Origin of the sequence: Paenibacillus sp. JJ-223, from assembly GCF_927798175.1 — a bacterium.
In the GTDB taxonomy this organism is placed as follows: Bacteria; Bacillota; Bacilli; order Paenibacillales; family Paenibacillaceae; genus Paenibacillus; species Paenibacillus hubeiensis.
The window spans coordinates 1-15,488 of sequence record NZ_CAKMMP010000025.1; the positions used below are offsets into that span (position 1 = coordinate 1).

Annotated in this window: 16 protein-coding genes; 1 reads left to right on the forward strand and 15 read right to left on the reverse strand. The window is 51.6% G+C overall.

The genetic code is table 11. From position 1 onward, the window contains the following. Positions 1–431: 431 nt before the first annotated feature. Entirely contained in the window at positions 432–980 is a 549-nt protein-coding gene (locus L6H98_RS29600) for a hypothetical protein (RefSeq protein WP_236421302.1), read from the reverse strand. A 95-nt stretch (positions 981–1,075) separates the two neighbouring features. On the opposite strand from L6H98_RS29600, the gene L6H98_RS29605 reads away from it, so the two are divergent. Further along, positions 1,076–1,672, forward strand: coding sequence for a TetR/AcrR family transcriptional regulator (locus tag L6H98_RS29605; RefSeq protein WP_236421303.1), 597 nt, complete (start codon positions 1,076–1,078; stop codon positions 1,670–1,672). 110 nt (positions 1,673–1,782) lie between these two features. Here L6H98_RS29605 and L6H98_RS29610 read toward each other — a convergent pair whose 3' ends face one another. The 14 genes from L6H98_RS29610 to hslO all read right to left on the reverse strand — a co-directional run bounded on the left by L6H98_RS29610 (position 1,783) and on the right by hslO (position 15,407). Then, on the reverse strand, positions 1,783–3,120 hold the full coding sequence (locus tag L6H98_RS29610; protein ID WP_236421304.1) for a TrkH family potassium uptake protein: 1,338 nt from the start codon (positions 3,118–3,120) through the stop codon (positions 1,783–1,785). Between the two features lie 187 nt (positions 3,121–3,307). Then, positions 3,308–4,819, reverse strand: coding sequence for a lysine--tRNA ligase (lysS, locus tag L6H98_RS29615; RefSeq protein ID WP_236421305.1), 1,512 nt, complete (start codon positions 4,817–4,819; stop codon positions 3,308–3,310). 235 nt (positions 4,820–5,054) lie between these two features. After that, positions 5,055–5,531 (reverse strand): transcription elongation factor GreA, encoded by a 477-nt coding sequence (gene greA, locus L6H98_RS29620; protein ID WP_236421306.1) that lies wholly within the window; start codon positions 5,529–5,531, stop codon positions 5,055–5,057. 248 nt (positions 5,532–5,779) lie between these two features. Continuing rightward, the gene (dusB, locus tag L6H98_RS29625) at positions 5,780–6,799 is read right to left on the reverse strand and encodes a tRNA dihydrouridine synthase DusB (RefSeq protein WP_236421307.1); all 1,020 of its coding nucleotides are present in this window, start codon (positions 6,797–6,799) and stop codon (positions 5,780–5,782) included. 108 nt (positions 6,800–6,907) lie between these two features. Continuing rightward, positions 6,908–7,111, reverse strand: coding sequence for a helix-turn-helix transcriptional regulator (locus L6H98_RS29630; RefSeq protein WP_236421308.1), 204 nt, complete (start codon positions 7,109–7,111; stop codon positions 6,908–6,910). Further along, positions 7,063–7,611 carry a 2-amino-4-hydroxy-6-hydroxymethyldihydropteridine diphosphokinase gene (folK, locus tag L6H98_RS29635; RefSeq protein WP_236421309.1) on the reverse strand — a complete coding sequence of 183 codons (549 nt, stop codon included), beginning with the start codon at positions 7,609–7,611 and terminating at the stop codon, positions 7,063–7,065. The genes L6H98_RS29630 and folK overlap by 49 nt, the downstream gene beginning before the upstream one ends. Before the next feature lie 8 nt (positions 7,612–7,619). Continuing rightward, complete coding sequence (gene folB / locus L6H98_RS29640; protein ID WP_236421310.1) at positions 7,620–7,982, reverse strand: dihydroneopterin aldolase; 363 nt, start codon at positions 7,980–7,982, stop codon at positions 7,620–7,622. Positions 7,983–8,105: 123 nt separating this feature from the next. Then, entirely contained in the window at positions 8,106–8,969 is an 864-nt protein-coding gene (folP, locus tag L6H98_RS29645) for a dihydropteroate synthase (protein WP_236421311.1), read from the reverse strand. Beyond that, positions 8,966–9,850 carry an aminotransferase class IV gene (locus tag L6H98_RS29650; RefSeq protein ID WP_236421312.1) on the reverse strand — a complete coding sequence of 295 codons (885 nt, stop codon included), beginning with the start codon at positions 9,848–9,850 and terminating at the stop codon, positions 8,966–8,968. The genes folP and L6H98_RS29650 overlap by 4 nt, the downstream gene beginning before the upstream one ends. Positions 9,851–9,853: 3 nt before the next feature. Then, positions 9,854–10,429 (reverse strand): aminodeoxychorismate/anthranilate synthase component II, encoded by a 576-nt coding sequence (gene pabA, locus L6H98_RS29655; RefSeq protein WP_236421313.1) that lies wholly within the window; start codon positions 10,427–10,429, stop codon positions 9,854–9,856. Between the two features lie 43 nt (positions 10,430–10,472). Further along, positions 10,473–12,107, reverse strand: coding sequence for an anthranilate synthase component I family protein (locus tag L6H98_RS29660; protein WP_236421314.1), 1,635 nt, complete (start codon positions 12,105–12,107; stop codon positions 10,473–10,475). Positions 12,108–12,245: 138 nt separating this feature from the next. Beyond that, positions 12,246–13,184 (reverse strand): cysteine synthase A, encoded by a 939-nt coding sequence (gene cysK, locus L6H98_RS29665; protein WP_236421315.1) that lies wholly within the window; start codon positions 13,182–13,184, stop codon positions 12,246–12,248. 363 nt (positions 13,185–13,547) lie between these two features. Beyond that, on the reverse strand, positions 13,548–14,498 hold the full coding sequence (locus tag L6H98_RS29670) for a peptidyl-prolyl cis-trans isomerase (protein WP_236421316.1): 951 nt from the start codon (positions 14,496–14,498) through the stop codon (positions 13,548–13,550). 18 nt (positions 14,499–14,516) lie between these two features. Continuing rightward, positions 14,517–15,407 carry an Hsp33 family molecular chaperone HslO gene (gene hslO / locus L6H98_RS29675; protein ID WP_290371512.1) on the reverse strand — a complete coding sequence of 297 codons (891 nt, stop codon included), beginning with the start codon at positions 15,405–15,407 and terminating at the stop codon, positions 14,517–14,519. Between the last annotated feature and the right edge of the window lie 81 nt (positions 15,408–15,488).

Below are 15,488 nucleotides of genomic sequence, written 5' to 3' on the forward strand. Positions count from 1 at the left end.
TTTATACAGTCATACGACATGCACCAAAAACCCTCGCATTACTCACTCGTTGTTCAGTTTTCAAAGATCAAACTTCGTTTTCGTTACTAAGTTGTTGTCCTTAGCAACTCTTATATCTTATCACATCCGAACCAACTTTGCAAGCACTTTTTTTAAGTTTCTTTTTTCGAAGCTTATTTGCTTTGCTTGCCGCACCATGTTTCTCGGTGTTTTCTTGGCCGGAAATAGAATATACCATGTACATAAATATTATGCAAGTGTTTTTTTGAAAAAAGTGTTTATCCTTATTGGATCTATAACTCTGGCGACCTAATTAAAATGGATATAATGCATCTCCCTCTCAAAATCATGAACATGCACACTGAACTGAACCAAACAAATTCAGGCGCACATGCCTTCAGCTCCCCACATGCGCACCCTTCTCACTCCACCTAGTTTACCTTCTTCAAAGGCTCTTTCTTTGGCCACAATGTGTAACTGAAACTGATCACAAAGTCGATAACCAGAATGATTCCCCATATTTGGACCAAGTCCGAAAATGCCTTTGTTCTCTCAGGGTCACCAATCCACCAAATCATGATATACAGGAATCCACTTCCGATACACCAAGCGACTGCATGCCGCAACCATCCTTTCCGCTCATGGCTGGCATGATCTTTGCCGTATCGCTTCATTTCCCGAGGATGGCTTCCTCCTTTAAACCAAAATTGAAAGTATCGATCAGCCCAAGAGATCATCTGATGCCCATAAGCAATGCTCACCCCGATGTATATGGCTGCTATGCCGTGTACCAGACTTGCCGTTGCCCCTCGTTGTAAATCAATGACGGTAGCTATAAGCAACAACAGATCCACCACCGGAGTTGCCGCGAGCAATCCCATACCCACCCTTTTCATTCCAAGCAAATATCGCACACTCAAACCGGCTATCACAAAAATCCAGAATGCAATCTCGCACCCAATGATAAAATAGGCAATCACTGTTCTATCTCCCCCCCTTTTTTTTATAATACAAGTGTACTGAAAACAATTTAACACAATTGTATTATATTAATCAATAGTGATATAATTCGTATATGCCTAAAATTGTAGATCACGACAAACAGCGCTTGCTCGTAGCCGAGGCAGCATGGCGCGTCATACGAAGGGATGGCATGGAACAAGCCTCTGTTCGCAAAATTGCCGAAGAGGCCGGCATCTCGCCCGGCTCCATGCGTCACTATTTTTCCACTCAGTCCGAGTTGTTGTTATATGCAATGACCTTGGTCTCGGAGCGTGTACACGAACGCATTAAAAGGCTGGACCTTAACGGCCCGCCATTGGAAAATGCAAAGAGGCTGCTGCTTGAGGTATTGCCGACGACGGAAGAGAACATGGCCGAAATGGAGGTGTGGTATGCTTTTACGGCCAAATCCAAGACAGATCCGGCGCTGAAATCGCTAGCAGACCAGGTATATGGAGAATTGCGTTATACCGCTTCCTCCGTCATTCAGTATTTAATCAAGCTCGGGTTGGCCAAACCCGATATGCAGGAACAACTGGAAACGGAACGTTTATACGCATTGATTGACGGCCTTGCCGTTCATGCCATATTGAATCCCGAGCAGATGGAACCCCAACTGTTGGAGGACATCGTTGAGCTGCATCTATCCTCTCTATGCAGTAAACCGTAATACAGACGAAACCAGACCCTGAAAAAAAAAAAAACCGCAAAACCCGATTCGACATTTCGCCCGAGCTGATGCCCTGGATGAAATTCGGCGGGTTTTGCGGGTTATTTGGTTTATCCGATAATGATTCGCCCTTCCGGATGGCGGTACAATCTCTTCTCCTTGCGAGGGCGTAATGCATACGCAATCGTTAACGGGCCGATCCGGCCGATGAACATGGTAAGGGAGATAATGATTTTTCCCCAATCGCTAAGCTCCGGGGTCACCCCTACTGATAGTCCTACCGTTCCGATCGCCGAAGCTGCTTCAAACATCAATGCAAGAAACGGCGCATCTTCTGTCGTGAGGAGAAGCATAACAACGATCATAAAGATGATCAACGAGACCATAATGATGGTTAATGCACGCATCAACAGCTCCTTGGGTACGCGATGCCGGAAAAACACGATATCCCGATTCCCTCGAATCATGGCGTACACTGCCCCGATCATGATCAGGAACGTCGTTGTTTTGATGCCGCCCCCGGTGGAGCCCGGCGAGGCCCCGATAAACATCAGCAGTATGAAGAAAAACTGCGTAGCCTGCCGCATTTCGGTAATATCAATGGTGCTTGTACCCGAAGAACGCGTCGAAACGGACTGGAAGAAGGAAGCATAGATCTTTTCGTCCCATGTAAGCGAAGCAAGCGTATGGGGATTGGTGAACTCAAAAATGAACAATACAAGCGCACCGATACCGATTAACGAACCCGAGACGGATAATACCAGCTTCGATTGCAGAGACAAACGCCGTTTTTTACGATACTCGAACAGATCATTAAGCACCACAAACCCCAGTCCGCCGGAAACGACGAGAACGGATGCAGTAATGTTGAACAACCAGTCTCCCGTAAAATATTGAAAACTGTTGCCGAACAGGTCGAAGCCACCGTTGTTGAATAAAGATACGGAGTGGAAAATTCCGTAATAAACCGCTTGGCCAAAGGGCATTTCAAGCGCCCATCGAAGAGCCAATATCACTGCAGCAATCCCCTCAATGGTAAACGAAAATATCAGCACCTTGCGGATGATGCGCACGATGCCTTCCATGCTGTCGGCATTAATGGCCTCTTTAAGCAGCAGCCTGTCCTTCAGGGAAATCCGCTTACCCACCACAAGCGCAAACAAGGTTGCAAGTGTCATGAATCCCAGTCCGCCCAGCTGCATTAATACCATAATAACGATCTGGCCGAACAGATTGAACGTCGTACCCACATCCACCACGACCAACCCTGTAACGCAAGCAGCTGAGGTGGCGGTAAACAGCGCATCGATCAATGGCAGATGTACTCCGCTCTGATTGGCAAAAGGCATCATAAGCAGAATGGTACCGATGGTTATGATCAATAAAAATCCACCTACCAGGATTAACGGAGGAGACAGGATTTTGGCTAAATGAAGCTTGAACTTCATAAAGGGCACCTCTTCTAAAACATAATAAAAACCGCATATTAAACCTAAAGAGGAACTTGCGCCAGCGGTAATGCCGAACAGCAGGTTCCTCTTCTATTATGAACGCTGGATGCGTCCCTTATTATTAACCGCAGCCGTTATTCGCAGAACGCCGACTCTCGATACTTTGACTCTTGCAGTACAACTCCTAGTCTTGCGTACGCGGACGCATATGAGGGAACAGCAGAACATCGCGAATGGACGGCGAGTTGGTCAACAGCATGATGAGACGATCAATGCCGATCCCCAGTCCACCTGTCGGCGGCATGCCGTATTCCAACGCACGGATGAAGTCGTCATCCATTTCATGCGCTTCGTCGTTTCCGTGCTCTTTCTCCAGCAGCTGCGCTTCGAACCGTTGACGTTGGTCGATCGGATCGTTCAGCTCCGTAAAGGCATTGGCATGCTCGCGACCGACGATGAACAATTCGAAACGGTCTGTAAAACGCGGGTCTACATCACTTTTCTTTGCCAGTGGAGAAATCTCAAGCGGATGTCCCATAATAAACGTCGGCTGAATCAGCGTCTCTTCTACGAATTGCTCGAAGAACGCATTCAGGATGTGACCGAAAGTCATATGCGGTTCAACCGGAACCTTATGTTCTTTGGCCAGACGATGAGCCTCCTCATCCGACATGTGCACGGAGAAGTCTACACCAACGACTTCTTTGACTGCATCCACCATGGTCACACGGCGCCATTGAGGCGTCAGATCCACCTGATGGTCTCCGTACTGGATGACCTGCGTGCCAAGCACTTCTTGGGCGATATGAGCAACCAAATTTTCAGTCAGACGCATGATGTCTTTATAATCGGCATATGCCTCATACAGCTCGATCATCGTGAACTCAGGGTTATGACGTGTCGACATCCCTTCATTCCGGTAAACACGACCGATTTCATACACTTTCTCCAATCCGCCTACGATCAGACGTTTCAGATGAAGCTCAATTGCGATCCGCATGTACAATTCCATGTCCAGCGCATTATGATGCGTGATGAACGGACGCGCAGCGGCACCACCAGCGATAGTATGCAACGTAGGGGTTTCCACCTCGAGATAGCCGAGGGAATCCAGGTAACGGCGCATCGACTGAATGATTTTGGAACGTGTAATGAATGTTTGTTGTACTTCAGGGTTCGTAATCAGGTCCACATAGCGCTGACGATAACGCAGCTCCACATCTGTGAGACCATGATATTTATCAGGCAGTGGGTAGAGCGATTTCGACAACACTTCCAAATCTTTAACTTTGACAGACGTTTCACCGGTTTTGGTCTTGAAGACCACACCGCTAACACCGACGATATCTCCGAGATCAAGCAGGCTGAATGCAGCAAATTTCGACTCTTCCACCGAGTCTTGACGAACATAAATCTGGATTTTGCCGCTCAGGTCCTGAATATGCGCAAAGCTCGCTTTACCCATTCCCCGCTTCGCCATAATCCGTCCGGCAATACTGACTTCGATTTGCTTTTCCTCGAGCTCTTCCTTCGTCAGTTCATTGTACTTCTTCAGAATAGAACCGGCTTCCTCGGTACGTACGTACTTTTTGCCAAACGGGTCGATTCCCAGATTGCGGAGCTCGTCCAGCTTGTCGCGGCGAATTTGCAAAAGCTCGCTAAGTTCGGTTTCCTGATTCAAGACTTCATCCGTCATGATCTATATTCATCTCCTTATTTACATTGCAGACAAAGGCGAATCTGCGCTTCCTCTCATGCCGGGAACATCGTTCATCGATGGTTTCCCGCAAAAGGCAGACCACGGTTGTCGGAAGTTTATGTTGCAGTATCAGGATGCAAGTGTACATCAATGTTTATGCATGCCGGACATGTTGAAAAAAGCTCCCCTAAGGAAGCTTTTGCCTCATTTCCCGACTGCTTCATTGATTATATTACTTCTTAATATCTACAATTTTATATTGAATAACGCCTGCAGGCACGTTTACGTCAACCACCGTACCTTTTTTCTTGCCCAAAATCGCTTTTCCGACAGGGCTTTCGTTCGAGATTTTGTTCTGCAAAGGATCGGATTCAGCCGTACCTACGATGGTATACTCCATGGTGTCGCCAAATTCCAAATCCTCAACGATTACCGTTGCGCCTACGCTTACAGCGTCGGTATCGATCTCGTCATTGTTGATGATGCGCGCGTTGCGGAGCATTTTCTCCAGCGTAATGATGCGGCCTTCGATGAACGCCTGCTCATTCTTCGCATCTTCGTATTCGGAGTTCTCGCTGATATCGCCATAACCGATGGCTACCTTGATCCGCTCAGCCACCTCACGGCGCTTGACAGACTTCAGCGTCTCCAGTTCTTCTTCCAGTTTCTTGAGTCCCTCTTGTGTAAGGATAACTTCCTTATCGCTCATCTCAACCGATTCTCCTGTCATGGGAATAATTTGATTGCACGGCAACGGAACCCATGATGTCTTTCAAAAGCCCCGCCCGCATATATCTTGAAAACTATATGAAGTTCTCCGGAGAAACAGAACGTTTCCCCTGATGCACTAAGCCTTATGACACACATTGGCGAATTTATACTGAGAAATTATAGGGGAACGACATCGAAAAGTCAATGTCACTCCCCATATGGCTGTAAACGTTTTACAACGTCGTCTTAGGATGCATTTTCAGCAACGGCACGTTCAGCGTCAGATGGCCCCTCTTGATGCAGTTGACTTACGAAATTCTCCAAAATATGCACCATTTCGTCACGTTTCGTTCCTTCCATAATAACGTCCTTGATACGTGCGGAGCCTTTGAGCCCTTTCAGATACCACGCCAAATGTTTGCGCATCTCGCGTACAGCGACCACTTCGCCCTTAAGGGCAACGAGACGATCCATATGCAGGATAGCCACGCGGATTTTTTCTTCGGCTTCCGGATCAGGCAGCAGCTCCCCGGAGCTTAAATATTGAATGGTACGATACAGCATCCATGGATTGCCGAGCGCAGCACGGCCGATCATGACGCCGTCGCAACCCGTTTCATCCAGCATGCGCCGCGCATCCTCCGGAGTAGCTACGTCCCCATTGCCGATGACCGGAATGGATATGGCTTCTTTCACGTTTTTGATGTGGGACCAATCGGCTGTTCCCGTATACAGCTGCTCCCGGGTACGACCATGCACGCTCACTGCCTGTCCTCCAGCACGTTCTACGGCAAGGGCATTTTCGACCACATAGATATGCTCACTGTCCCAGCCAATACGCATTTTGACCGTGACCGGCTTCTCAACAGCATCAACTACGGCAGATACCATCTCGTAGATTTTGTCCGGATTTAGCAGCCAGCGTGCCCCTGCATCGCATTTCGTTATTTTGGGTACCGGGCATCCCATGTTGATGTCAATGATGTCTGCATTGGTTTCCTTATCGACTACTTTGGCAGCCTCCACGAGCGATTGGCGGTCGCCTCCGACAATTTGCAGGCTGAGCGGCTTCTCCCGCTCATCCACGAACAGCATCTGGCGCGTGCGCTTGTTGCCGTGAACGATCGCTTTGTCGCTGACCATCTCGGCGCAAACGAGTCCTGTTCCGAATTCTTTGGCGATCAAACGAAAAGCCGGATTGCAGACACCGGCCATAGGCGCCAGCACGACCTGATTTTTCATTTCAATATTGCCTATTTTCAGCATCCCTTGTCCCACTCTCCTTCATTTTGCAGGCATCCCTCAGAAGACCCGCAGTCAAAATTGAACATTGTATGTCGAACGTCAAGCTGTCATTCAAACTGAAGATACGATCTATTGCCCTTGAAGCTCGCTGGCGCTGACCCCAAGCGTTTCAACGATCCGTGCCAGCTCCTTTTCCGTCACCACGCGGTTGCCCCGCTCAATCGTGCCCAGAACAGCCAGCGATATGCCGGTTTTTGCAGCAAGCTCCTGCTGCGTCAAACCTCTCAACTTCCGGAATGCCCGGATGCGATTGGCCAGTTGCATGTTTTCCAAAGCCGAATTCCACCCTTTCCATCCAGCGCAGACAACGATGCGTGTACAACGTCGTACAAACCTGTAGTCTCCCCTTCGGACACGATGTCGGACAACGGAACCAGCACAAATGCCCGCTCACCCATTCGCGGGTGCGGCAGCTGCAGCAATTCCGTATCCCTTGTCTCCCCATTTACCCAAAGCAGGTCCAGATCAACGGTGCGAGGGCCCCAGCGAACATCCCGAACCCGGCCAAGCCGATTCTCGATCTCCAGCATCGCAGTAAGCAACTGCTCAGGCTGAAGGCTCGTTTGGAGCGCTGCCGCCATATTCAGAAAAGCGGGCTGATCCACGTAGCCTACCGGCTCCGTCTCATAGAGCGCAGAACCCCGAAGAACCTTGATCTGCGGGTGTTCGTCAAGCAAATTCAGCGCCTCAAGCAGCGTCTGCTCGCGATCCCCCAAATTAGCCCCTAAAGCAATATAAGCCTCTGAAAATTCAGAGGTCGAATGTGCATTCATATCCGTTCTCACTTTCTTGTGCGCCGAAGCTCCACGGTCACGCCGCCAAAATGAATATCGAACGGCGGATGCGGCTTCGTCACCTTGACTGTAAGTGCAATGATACTAGTATAAGTGTCCAGTAATGAAGATGCAATATGTTCACCCAATGCTTCAATTAACTGGAATGACGTATTCTCGACGATGCCCTTCACGAGCTCGTGGATTTCCGCGTAATTTATCGTTTTGGTCAGGTCGTCCGTACGCCCGGCTTCCCCCAGGTCCATATCCAGCTCCAGGTCTATGTAATAGCGCTGCCCAAGTTTCCGTTCTTCCTCAAACACGCCATGATACCCGTAATACTCCATTCGATGCAAAACCATCCGGTCCATCAATTCATCCTCCTTCAACCTTTATGCAGTCCGCCAACTCATCAAACGCATTCCGTTAGCAACCTTCTCCTCTTTCCCAAAAACGCTGCGCTTCCTCCGGACGGGTCCAGGCAGACCGCCGTTTCATCTTCTCCGCAAGCCCGGAGAAGCGTATAACATGGCGTCACACATGTCCACCGTGCGCCGAATCGGCTTCACGTCATGGACGCGAACCATCTGGCAGCCTTGGGCGATGCCGAAGGCAACCGTTGCCGCCGTGCCTTCCACCGCATCGCCCGGCTCCACGCCGAGCGTGCTCTGAATGAACCGCTTGCGCGATGTGGCGAGCAGAACGGGATATCCCAGCTCGTTCAATTCCCCAAGCGCAGACATCAACGTCAAATTCTCGTTCAGGTCCTTTGCGAATCCGATGCCTGGGTCCAGCCAGATTTGGTTTTCTTTTACGCTCGCCTCCTTTGCGATCCGCACGCTCTCCTGGAGGTCGCGGACAACGTCAGGCACATAATCGGTGTAGTCGCGCGCCTGCCGATTGTGCATTAGAATGATGGGACATCCCAGCTCTGCAGCCGTGCGGGCCATATCCGGATCAGCTTTCGCCCCCCACACGTCGTTAATGATGTGAGCTCCGGCAAGGATGGCTTCACGGGCAACGCCCGCCTTGTAGGTATCCACCGAAATAGGAATATGCGGAGCTTCCCGGCGCAGCGCCTCGATCACCGGAACGATCCGGCTCATCTCTTCCTCGGCGGTCACGACCTGTGAGCCGGGACGCGTCGACTCTCCGCCGATGTCGATCAGGTCGGCGCCGTCCTCCATCATCTGAAGCGCATGAGTGACGGCGCGCTCCACATTGTTGTAACGCCCTCCATCCGAAAACGAATCGGGCGTAACATTGAGAATGCCCATAATAAGCGTCCGTTCCCCGAGCTTTAGCCCGGCCGGTCCCCATGCATAATCTCGTTCATATATGATTGGTGCAAGCGTCATGAATTTAACCCCGCTTTCTCTCGGTACTTATGAAGAAGCCCGGCTGTAATTGGACCTATTCTTCCGTCGCTGATGATTCGGACTTCACCCATCGGATCACGCAGCGAAGTCACGGGGACCAATTCGGCCACGGAGCCTGTCAGGAAAATCTCATCCGCCTCCAGCAGGCTGTCCCATGCATACAAACCTTCTTCGCAAGGTATGTTCTGCCCGCCCGCCAATTCCAACACCATTCCACGGGTGATGCCAGGCAGTATGCCCGTATGGATGGACGGCGTATACAGGACACCCGATCTTATCCAAAATACGTTGCTCACGATGCCTTCCGCCACATAGCCCTCCCTGGTCAGCTGAAGGCCTTCCGCGCCATGAGCCGCCTCGCCATATCCATTCAGCTCGCGTTTGGCTAGAATGCTGTTCATGTAATGCAGCGATTTCAGCCGCACGGCCCCTTCCGGGGTGTTGCGGGGCAGCTTCAGGCATTGCAGCATTTTGCCGCGTTCGTGCAATTCAGACGATGCGGGCGGCAGTGCCTTGGCCAGGACGATATGATTCGGCGTTCCGTAATCGGATGAAGGCAAACCGAGCGGCGCCTCCCCGGCTGAAACGGTATAGCGTACATATGCCTCTTCCAATCCGTTCGCCTGCATCAACTCCCGAATCCAGCTCTCCACCTCGGGCGCAGTCACATGGAAGGGGATGCCCAACTCCCGGCAACCGGCCGCCATCCGCTCCAGATGACGTTCCAGCAGGAAAGGTACGCCCTGATAGGTCCTGAACGTCTCGAAGAGTCCCAGCCCGTACAAAAAGCCGTGATCCGTTACCGGAACCACGGCTGCTGCCATGGGAACGACTTTTCCATTCAATGCGGCATATTTCATCGCCTATGCCTTGACCTGACCTGCCAGGAAATTACGCAGCATTTGGTGCCCATGATCCGTAATGATCGACTCCGGATGGAACTGTACACCTTCGATCGCATATTCCTTATGACGCAGGCCCATAATTTCGCCTTCGGCGGTTTCTGCCGTGATTTCCAAACAATCCGGCAAACTGCTGCGCTCAACGATCAAGGAATGATAACGCGTTGCCGTAAACGGAGATGGCAATCCGGCAAACACGGACGTGCCGTTATGGAACATCTCCGACGTTTTGCCATGCATCATGCGCTCTGCGCGAATGACATTGCCGCCAAACGCCTGTCCGATGGATTGATGGCCCAGGCATACGCCAAAGATCGGGATGCGGCCTTTGAAATGTTCAATAACGGCCAAGCTGATTCCCGCTTCATTCGGCGTACAAGGGCCGGGAGAGATCAAAATGTGATCCGGGGCGAGTGTCTCAATGCCTTCCAGATCAATCTCGTCATTGCGTCTTACTTCGACGGTTTCCCCCAATTCGCCCAAATATTGAACCAAGTTGTAGGTAAAAGAATCATAATTATCGATAACCAGGATCATCGCTCGTGCTCCTCCTCTTCCGTCCTGCTTGAAGACGGCTCTCTTATTGGGCCCGGACCGGCTCAGCCTGCCCGGACTGCTTCTCTGTGGAATCGGTATGTTCCACCAATGCTCTGCTCTGAATCTCTTCTTCACTGTGCTTCACGGCTTTAATCATCGCTCTGGCTTTGTTGCGGCACTCTCTGTATTCTCGGTAAGGGTCGGAATCGATCACGATGCCCGCCCCGGCCTGGACGTAACCCACGCCATCCTTGACGGCAAGCGTCCGGATGACAATATTCAATTCCATGTTTCCACTGAAGTCTATCCAGCCAATCGAGCCCGTGTAGGGCCCGCGGCGAACAGGCTCCAGCTCCTCGATGATTTCCATCGTTCGCACCTTCGGCGCGCCGGTAATGGTGCCTCCAGGAAATGTAGCTGCGATGACATCGTACACCGATAATCCCTCGGCCAGCATTCCCTCCACTTGGGAGACAAGATGCATGACGTGCGAATATCTCTCGATCGTCATCAACTCCGGAACACGCACCGAACCGTAAGCGGCAATCCGGCCGATATCGTTTCGTTCCAGATCGACCAGCATAATGTGCTCGGCCCGTTCCTTTTCGCTGTTCAACAGCTCCGCAGCCATCGCCTCGTCCTCAGCCTGGTCCCGGCCCCTTCGCCTTGTTCCCGCAATAGGACGTGCGCTTACCTTGCCCTGATCGACCTTGACGAGCAGCTCAGGCGATCCGCAGACGAGTTGAAATTCCGGACTGCGCAGCAGGCCCATGTATGGAGACGGGTTGACGATCCGCAGCCATTCATAGATATCTTCAGCCGAAGACTGCAATCCTTTTTGTTGACGCAGGGACAGATTCACCTGAAATACGTCGCCCTGCCTGATGTACTCCTGCACCCGCTGTACCGCATTTTCGAAATCCTGCCGCGGAAACGGGGTTTGCCAACCTTCCGTTTCCGCGTCCGCCGGTTCGTTCTGCTGCACGGCCCACCGCTGCCTGCGTTGATCCAAAATCCGCTGCTGCTCGTCCGACTTCGCCGCATCCATCATCTGCGACCACTGTCGCTGCATCGCTTTTGCACGGCCTTCCGCCTTTTCAAACGCAGCGCGAAGGCCGCTGTCATTCGCTTCCGGCTGTACAGGCGCCGGCACATGGATCATGCAATAAAGCGCACCAGACTCATGATCGTAGGCCCACAACTCTTCGAAACGCATCCACCAGTAATCCGGCAATGCCGGATCATCCTTCGCTAGTGCAGGCAGTTTCTCCAGCGAGCGGGCCACGTCATAACTTAGATAGCCTGCACATCCGCCAGCGAAGCCGGGTACTCCCTCTACTCGGGGAGCGCGATAGGGCTGTGCCCAACGCTGCAGAACCTCCAGCGGCTTACCCTGATCATTTCGCCGCTCTCCACTGGCCAGCTCCTCGATTACGGCTTCGCTTCCTTTTCCCGAAATCACCGATACCGGGTGCAGTCCCACAAACGTATAGCGTCCACCCTTGCCGTTCTCCAAAACCATGGCATGAGGAGCGGCCTGCTGCCACGCTTCAGCCCACGTCGGCGGCAAACCGCCATGCTTCGTGCCACCGTCCGACCGAATGATATAAGGCAGCATCGTCCAGTCCTGAACGGCCCACTCCATCCAATCGGCGTATGTTGTCATCAGCTCTGTCATCGCGGTTTGCCGCCCTCCATCTGTCGCAAGTTCTATTGTTTGATAGTATACTAAAGCGCCGACCCTTTTAAAAGCATCCAGACAAAAAATCCCCCACACCCGATACACGGGCATGGAGGATCGATCCAGCGCATAAAATTAAGCTTCGAAGTTGTACAATGGCGTACTGAGGTAACGTTCACCGTTACTTGGCACGATCACGACAACGCGTTTGCCTGCCCCAAGCTGCTTGGCTACCTGCAAGCCGGCACGAATGGCCGCACCGGAGGAAATACCGGAAAGGATGCCCTCTTCCTTGGCCACCTGGCGGGCAGTTTCGAATGCATCATCGTTCTCGATGTGAATGATCTCGTCATACACTTCTTGGTTAAGGATTTCAGGAATAAAGTTCGCGCCAATTCCTTGGATTTTATGTGGTCCCGGTTTGCCGCCGGCAAGAATTGGAGATGCTGCCGGTTCAACCGCGTATACTTTCACCGATGGGAACGCTTCTTTAAGCACTTCGCCTGCACCCGTAATCGTTCCTCCCGTACCGATGCCCGCAACGAATGCATCCAATGTGCCTCCGATGGATTCGATGGCCTCCACGATTTCCGGACCTGTCGTTTCACGGTGAATTTTTACGTTCGCCTCATTCTTGAATTGTTCTGCCATAAAGTATGTCGGATTGGCTTTCTGCAGTTCTTCCGCCTTCTTAACGGCCCCGTTCATGCCCTCGGACCCTGGCGTCAGCACCAGTTCGGCTCCGTATGCGCGCAGCAGGTTGCGGCGCTCCAAACTCATCGTTTCAGGCATGACGATCACTGCCTTGTAACCTTTGGCTGCGGCAACCATGGCCAAACCGATCCCGGTGTTCCCGCTGGTTGCTTCAATAATGGTGTCGCCCGGCTTCAGCTTGCCTTCCTTTTCCGCTTCTTCCACGATGCTAACGGCAATGCGGTCTTTAACGCTGGAGCCAGGGTTTTGGTACTCCAGTTTCACGAATACTTCGGCACTGCCCTCCGGAACGATGCGGTTCAAACGCACAAGAGGAGTTCCCCCGATCAATTCTGTTACGTTATTAACGACTTTAGCCATATGAATGCCCTCCTTAGGTTGGATGAGTAAATCTTGGTCCTGCGGGACCCTTCTGCGGCTGAACCAGCCTCTGGTTGCTGTATAGAAGAACCGCGGAAACCCCTTGCTTCATATTCATCCTGTCAACGACAACGCATTGGCAGGCCAGGTCTCCGAAGGTTTCTTTTCAAAAAGTATATAAGCACAAATCATGTTTAATCCGAGTAAAAAAGTAGGTATTTGCTATTTTCATCTTATCAACGTTACACCTTATTGTCAATATGAGTGCCAAAAAAAATACTCTTTCCATGGGCATTTGGGCCCACAAAAAGAGTCTATTTATCACAATGCTGTCGGCAGGCTGCAACGGGGAAGAGTCAGGCTTCACGAAGCCGGAATTTCGGCAATGATGACCGCTTCGTATTTGTCGCGCAGTCTCTCTTCCACTTCGGAAAGGGGATCTGCCTGACTTAATGCGAGCTGCATGCGGATCTCTTCAACGATCTCCTCGTCCGAAGGAACTTCTTTTTCTTTTCGGTCATTCATTTTGAGGATCGCATACCCTTCTTCCACCGGAATGGGACCTGCGATTTCGCCTTTTTGCATATGCTCGGCCCGGTTCATGATCGCTTCAGGCTGAAAGGGATCAGTTCGTTCGATCCAACCCAATCGCCCGCCGGAGTCGCGCGAGTAACTGTCGATCGATTCCGTTCGCGCGGTTTCTTCAAAGTCGGTGCCCTTTTTCAATGCATCCACCAAATCCTCGGCATATTGCCTGTCCTTGACCACGATAAGAGATAGATCGTATTTCTCGGGTGTCACGAAATCTTCCTCATGTTTGCTCCGGTAGTCCTCAATGTCCGATTCCCTCACCTGGATGCCGATCGTTGCGATCTTTTCCAGCAGCAGCTTGTAGCCTGCCTCTAATTCCAGTTCTTCTTTGGTCAGGCCCAGTTGGGACTGCATCTCGTCAAAATACGCCTGCACCGAGTCGTATCCTTCCATCGCCGCGTTAAGTTCCCGACTAATTTCACGAGGGGTTACCGTCAGATTGCGGTTGAGCGCTTCGGCATACACCGCTTTGCGATTCAACATCTGAATCAGCAATTCGTTTCCGTAACGTCGCTTCAGCGCATCCGTCCATTCCTTGTCGGTAATCACTTCCCCATTGATTGTTGCAATGACATTGCCATCTCCCCGTCCGTTCTCGCCGGATGCATCCGCGTCTTCGCGTTGTGGCCTGAGGCCCTGCATAACCATCATGGTCCCCATCACCACCATGCCGAGCGTCAAGACAACTACCGCCGTCCACAACCCTTTTTCCTGACTTGTCATTGCGTGCCCCCGCCCGAATCAGCTCTTGGCTTGTTCTAGAATGCTCTCGAGCTGTTCGCGATCAAATTGGTAAGCTTCGTTGCAAAATTGGCAAACCACTTCCGCTTTGCCATCTTCTTCGATCAATTGCTCCATCTCGGATTGCCCAAGACTAATCAGCGTTTTTTCCACGCGCTCACGTGAGCACTCGCAACGGAAATGAATGTCCATGCCATCCATAATACGCACGTCCGGAAGCACCTGGCGAAGCAGTTCCTCCAGCTCCATTCCTTGCTCCAGCAAAGTGGTTACCGGGGACAACTCGCCAAGGGATGTTTCAATCGCTGAGATCTCGTCATCGCTCAATCCTGGCAGCAATTGTACGATAAATCCGCCAGCGACGATGACCGAGCTATCCTGATCGACCAGCACACCCAAACCAACCGCAGAGGGCGTCTGCTCGGAAGTTGCGAAATAGTAGGTAAAATCTTCGGCAAGCTCGCCGGAAATGATCGGCACGCTGCCGCGGTAAGGCTCCTTCAATCCAAGGTCCTTGGTAATATGAAGGAATCCTTCCGTACCAACCGCTCCCGCAACATCGAGCTTTCCTTTGCTGTTGCTTGGCAGATGCACATGCGGATTGTGTACATATCCGCGCACTTCGCCCTTGGCGTTGGCATCGGCAACAATCTGGCCGATCGGCCCGTTTCCTTTGATCTGAACCGTCAGCTTCTCCTCGCCCTTCAGCATGGCGCCCATCATGGCCGCAGCCGTTGCCGTGCGTCCCATCGCTGCCGTGGCTGTAGGGAACGTATCGTGTCTTCGGCGCAATTCTTCTACCAACGCCGTCGTTTGAACGGCGAAGGCTCTGACCCGTCCCTCCATGGCCGTCCCACGAATCAGCCGGTCTTGCTTGTGGTTGTTTTCCAAGCTTTTCAGCCCCCTTAGTTGTTTCATCATCATATCGATGATGTTTAAATTATTTAATGAACCCGATTTCAATCCAATGAT

What these genes read in the sequence shown, in the direction of transcription:
- L6H98_RS29610 (WP_236421304.1), bottom strand. Translation starts at nt 3,120, where the DNA reads ATGAAGTTCAAGCTTCATTTAGCCAAAATCCTGTCTCCTCCGTTAATC.
- L6H98_RS29605 (WP_236421303.1), top strand. Translation starts at nt 1,076, where the DNA reads ATGCCTAAAATTGTAGATCACGACAAACAGCGCTTGCTCGTAGCCGAG.
- folP (WP_236421311.1), bottom strand. Translation starts at nt 8,969, where the DNA reads ATGACGCTTGCACCAATCATATATGAACGAGATTATGCATGGGGACCG.
- L6H98_RS29670 (WP_236421316.1), bottom strand. Translation starts at nt 14,498, where the DNA reads ATGACAAGTCAGGAAAAAGGGTTGTGGACGGCGGTAGTTGTCTTGACG.
- lysS (WP_236421305.1), bottom strand. Translation starts at nt 4,819, where the DNA reads ATGACGGATGAAGTCTTGAATCAGGAAACCGAACTTAGCGAGCTTTTG.
- greA (WP_236421306.1), bottom strand. Translation starts at nt 5,531, where the DNA reads ATGAGCGATAAGGAAGTTATCCTTACACAAGAGGGACTCAAGAAACTG.
- folB (WP_236421310.1), bottom strand. Translation starts at nt 7,982, where the DNA reads ATGGACCGGATGGTTTTGCATCGAATGGAGTATTACGGGTATCATGGC.
- L6H98_RS29660 (WP_236421314.1), bottom strand. Translation starts at nt 12,107, where the DNA reads ATGACAGAGCTGATGACAACATACGCCGATTGGATGGAGTGGGCCGTT.
- L6H98_RS29650 (WP_236421312.1), bottom strand. Translation starts at nt 9,850, where the DNA reads ATGAAATATGCCGCATTGAATGGAAAAGTCGTTCCCATGGCAGCAGCC.
- folK (WP_236421309.1), bottom strand. Translation starts at nt 7,611, where the DNA reads ATGAATGCACATTCGACCTCTGAATTTTCAGAGGCTTATATTGCTTTA.
- pabA (WP_236421313.1), bottom strand. Translation starts at nt 10,429, where the DNA reads ATGATCCTGGTTATCGATAATTATGATTCTTTTACCTACAACTTGGTT.
- dusB (WP_236421307.1), bottom strand. Translation starts at nt 6,799, where the DNA reads ATGCTGAAAATAGGCAATATTGAAATGAAAAATCAGGTCGTGCTGGCG.
- cysK (WP_236421315.1), bottom strand. Translation starts at nt 13,184, where the DNA reads ATGGCTAAAGTCGTTAATAACGTAACAGAATTGATCGGGGGAACTCCT.